This is a genomic window from Saccharomonospora iraqiensis subsp. iraqiensis (assembly GCF_000430445.1).
GTDB lineage: Bacteria > Actinomycetota > Actinomycetes > Mycobacteriales > Pseudonocardiaceae > Saccharomonospora > Saccharomonospora iraqiensis.
Map to the genome: position 1 here is coordinate 24708 of NZ_KE387108.1, position 4291 is coordinate 28998.

Annotated in this window: 3 protein-coding genes, 1 pseudogene and 1 riboswitch; of the genes and pseudogenes, 1 reads left to right on the top strand and 3 read right to left on the bottom strand. The window is 69.2% G+C overall.

All coding sequences use genetic code 11. The features are described from left to right. Positions 1-1161: pseudogene (locus ACTIR_RS0115560) on the bottom strand (glycine dehydrogenase); the annotation flags it as partial. 152 nt (positions 1162-1313) lie between these two features. Further along, a riboswitch (glycine riboswitch) is annotated at positions 1314-1408 on the bottom strand. 531 nt (positions 1409-1939) lie between these two features. Here ACTIR_RS0115560 and ACTIR_RS27560 point away from each other — a divergent pair. Then, positions 1940-2266, top strand: a complete 327-nt coding sequence (locus ACTIR_RS27560; protein WP_026454971.1) for a Scr1 family TA system antitoxin-like transcriptional regulator — start codon at positions 1940-1942, stop codon at positions 2264-2266. A 90-nt stretch (positions 2267-2356) separates the two neighbouring features. Here the strand turns inward: ACTIR_RS27560 and ACTIR_RS0115570 are convergent, their stop codons facing one another. After that, positions 2357-2992 carry a class F sortase gene (locus ACTIR_RS0115570; protein WP_026454972.1) on the bottom strand — a complete coding sequence of 212 codons (636 nt, stop codon included), beginning with the start codon at positions 2990-2992 and terminating at the stop codon, positions 2357-2359. Between the two features lie 11 nt (positions 2993-3003). Then, on the bottom strand, positions 3004-3576 hold the full coding sequence (locus ACTIR_RS0115575) for a hypothetical protein (protein ID WP_026454973.1): 573 nt from the start codon (positions 3574-3576) through the stop codon (positions 3004-3006). Positions 3577-4291: the final 715 nt, after the last annotated feature.

The following is a 4291-nucleotide window of genomic DNA, read 5'->3' on the forward strand; positions in this document are numbered from 1 at the left end:
GTGCACGACCTCGACGCCGCCCGCGCGCAGCGCGTCGGCCAGCCCGACGGCGTGCCGGTGCACCCGCTCGGCGATGCGCCGCAGCCCGTCCGGGCCGTGGTACACGGCGTACATCGAGGCCATCACGGCGAGCAGGACCTGCGCGGTGCAGATGTTGCTGGTGGCCTTCTCCCGGCGGATGTGCTGCTCCCGGGTCTGCAGGGCCAGCCGGTAGGCGGGGGCGCCCGCCTCGTCCACCGAGACGCCGACCAGCCTGCCCGGCAGCGACCGCTCCAACCCGGAGCGCACGGCCAGGTACCCGGCGTGCGGCCCGCCGTAGCCGAGCGGGACGCCGAAGCGCTGGGTGGTGCCCGCGGCGAGGTCGGCGCCGAACTCGCCGGGCGAGGTGACCAGGGTGAGCGCGAGCAGGTCGGCGGCGACGCAGTACAGCGCCTTCGCCTCCTTCGCCGCGTCACCGATCCGCCGGTAGAAGTCCGGCTCACGCAGCACACCGGACACGCCCGGGTACTGCACGACCACGCCGAAGAACTCGTCCGGCAGCCCCTGGGAGAGGTCGCGGACGTCCACCTCGACGCCGACGGCCTCGGCGCGGGTGCGCACGATCGCGATGGTCTGCGGCAGGCACTCGGCGTCCAGCACCACGGTCTGCGACTTCGACTTCGACGCCCGCCGCATCAGCATGACCGCCTCGGCGACGGCGGTGGACTCGTCGAGCATCGAGGCGTTCGCGGTGTCCAGGCCGGTGAGGTCGGAGACCATCGTCTGGAAGTTGAGCAGCGCCTCCAGCCTGCCCTGCGAGATCTCCGGCTGGTACGGCGTGTACGCGGTGTAAAAGGCCGGGTTCTCCAGCACGTTGCGCCGGATCACGGCCGGGGTGACGGTGTCGTGGTAGCCGAGGCCGATCATCTGGGTCCGCGGCGTGTTGCGCGCGGCCAGCTCCCGCAGCTCGGCCAGCGCCTGCTCCTCGGAGGCCTCCTCGGGCAGGTCGAGCCCGCGCGGGTTGCGGATGGCGCTGGGCACCGCGGCGGAGACCAGGGCGTCCAGGCTGCCGAACCCGCATTCGGCCAGCATTTTCGCCTGCTCGGCCTCGCTCGGGCCGATGTGCCGGGATGCGAACGGCGTCGGCGGGGGTGTCACGGGAGGCGACGACTTCTGCGTCATGGCGGGGAGCTCCTTCTCTGGCGTAGGCAGGTTTGCCCGCCTGGTGCTGGGAACTCCCCCTCTGTCATGGGCACCTGAGAGTTTCACCGCGCGTGAGCGCGGCTTACACCTTGGGTGAGGCCCTCGTGGTGAGCCTGCTTTCCAGAGTGGCCTCGCCGTGAGCGGTAGTGGTACCTGAGAGATTGTGGGGCGTTTGCTCCTTCGGTGCCCCGTCTTGACCACACGGGGGCTCTCCCGCTCCGGCTCGAACAGCCGCGATATCCGATTATGCCTTCGGTTATAGGCGGTCAAGCTACGCGAGTCCAGTGCCGCGAGTCCACAGCCGGGCCGCAACGGTGACGAACACCGCGCCGACGTTGACGGGGCTCACCCGACACCGCATCACGCCCGCGCGGGAACGGTGTGGACCCTCCGCACCGGACGGTGCCGCGCCCGTCGCTCCGGGTGAGTGACCCGCTCCGCCGTCCGGGTCGAACACCGGGCGCAGGCGGTGACAACCACTAGAGATCGCCGTCCGTACCCGGTCCTTCGTCCGCCTGCACGGGGCCCGAGAGAGACCAGGAGGCTGACGTGAGGGAGGGCGAGGTCCCGGAGAACCCCGCGGTGCGCCGCTGGCAGCTCGCCGAGACGCTGCGCAAACTCCGGGAGGAGTGCGCACTGACGCATGACCAGGTGATCGAGAAGCTCCGCCAGGTACCGGGCACCTGGTCCCCGCCCGAAGCTGTCCCGGATCGAGAACCGGGAGCAGGGCGTCAAGCCGCGCGAACTCGACCGACTGTTGACCGTCTACGGCGTCGCCGACCCGGCCCTGGCGAACTGGCTCGGACAACTGGCCGGCAACTCCCGCCGCCGCGGCTGGCTCGCCGACGTCCGCAAACACCCGCCACCCGAGTTCCACCAGTTCCTCGACTGGGAGACCGCCCTGGTGGCGCGACGGCAGTTCAGTACGCTGCTCGTTCCGGGGCTTCTCCAGACCACCGAGTACGCACGCTGCCTCATCTCGGGGGTCAATCCGGAGCTGACCGGGGACGAGGACTGGGGCGTGCGGCGCTTCTTCGTCCGGGACCCCAACGGCCGGGTGATCAACGTGCTGAGTTACCGCTGAGGCCGCCCCGCACCACCACGACGATGTTGGACCGCGCCGGGCACGACCACCCGCGCGGTGCGGTCGGTGCCGTGGCCGCCGATCCCACGCTCACTGCTGGAAGGCCACCATGCGGGCGTAGGCGACGTCGTTGTCCTCGTAGCTCTGCGCGGAACGGTCGAACACGCCGCCGCAGGTGATCAACCGCAACTCCGGGTGGTGGGTGTCGCCGTAGACCTTGTCCGTCGGGAACTGGTCCTTGGTGTAGCGCTCGACGGAGTGAATCTCGAACAGGATGCTGCTGCCGTCGGCCCGGTCGACGATCACCTCGTCGCCGTCGTTGAGCGTGCGCAGCTTGTAGAACACGCCCTTTTCGTTGTTCCAGTCGACGTGCGCGGCGAGCACGGACGGCCCCAGCTCGCCCGGGGTCGGTGACTGGTTGTACCAGCCGACCTCGTGGGCGCCTTCCGGAACCTCCATCCGGTTGTCGTCATCGAGGCCGAGGTCGACGAACTCGTCGGTATCGACGCCGATCGCGGGAATCCGCAGTCGGACCGGGTCCGACGCGGGCATGACCGGCTTCTGGACGCCGCTCTCGGTCGGGACCGTGTGCTCGAAGGTCGGAGTACCGACGGTCGCGTTCGGACCGGTGCATCCGGTCAGTGCCAGCAGGAGGACGAAAACCGCCATCCCCACCAGCCGGCCGGAGCCGGCGTGGCGGGGATGGCGGCGCGTGTGGTTACGCATCACTGGGTGCTTCAGCGCACGACCGTCGCGAAGGAGCCGTCACCGGTCTCCACGCCACCGTGCGGCTTCTTGTGCACCTGCTTCTTGTGGTGGTGCTTCTTGTCGTGCTTGTGGTGGTGCTTCTTGTCGTTGTCCTTGTCGTGGTGCTTGTGGAAATGCTTGTGGTAGTGCTTCTCGACCTTGTGCTTGTCCTTGTCGTGGTGCTTCTTGTCCTTGTCCCAGTCCTTGTCGTGGTGCTTGTCCTTGTCCCAGTCCTTGTCGTGGTCCCAGTCCTTGTCGTGGTCCCAGTCCTTGTCGTGGTGCTTGTCCTTGTCGTGGTGCTTGTCCTCGTCCTTGCCCTTGTCCCCGTCCTCGTGCTTGTCCTCGTGCTTGTCCCGCTCGTCCTCGGCCTCGTCCTTGGCCTGCTCCCACTGCTCGCGGGCGAAGTCGAACTCGCACTCGGCGTCGGCCCAGGAGTCGGCCTGGATGTAGCGACCGGTGTCGCTGCAGTCGTTGTTCTCCGGGGAGGCGTTGGTGGTTCCGGCGACGGCGACAGCGGTGCCGGCGGCCAGAGCGACGACGACAGCGGCTCTGCGAACTCGCATGGTGATGTTTCTCCTTGGGGTTCTGGATTCTGCTCACAACGGTGCGCTGTTCTGCGTGTCCGGTACGCCCCGCGCCCGTATGGCTACAGAGTGCGCAGAGGCTGAGATCGTCAATCCTCGACAGTCCGGGAACCATTCCTCCGGGTGACTGATCGAGTGCGTATCGTCGCCACGACCTGCGGGTTCGCCCACGGCGAGGCCGGGTGGCGGAGAATTCGCAGAAGCGCGCGAACATTACGCGCGCAGAACCAGGGGGCCGGCGGTCACCCACCGCGACCGCCGGCCGGGTCCCTCCCCACGAGTCGACACTCCAAGGCACCGAGTCGACCCCTCACAACGCCGAGTCGACACTTCAGGACGCCGAGTCGACGCCTCACCAGGCCGAGTCGACGCTCCAGGGCACCGGGTCGACGGCACGGGACACCGCGTCGACACCCCGCGCCACCACGTCCGCACGCAGCCGTGTGTTCCGTTCCGGCCGGCGCGTCGCATGCACCCGTCGAGGCGGTGCCGGAAGCGTCAGCTCACGGGCATGCAAGGGCGACTCGCGGGCATGGGGTGGCAACTCGCGGGCATGTAGCGGCAACTCGCGGGCATGTAGCGGCGACTCGCGAGTGGGGTGGGGTGGGAGTGGGTCAGCGGCGGCAGCGGGCTCGGCGGAGGACGGCGATGAGGATCAGCAGCGCCGCGGCGGCCGCGGCCGCCGGGGCGACGC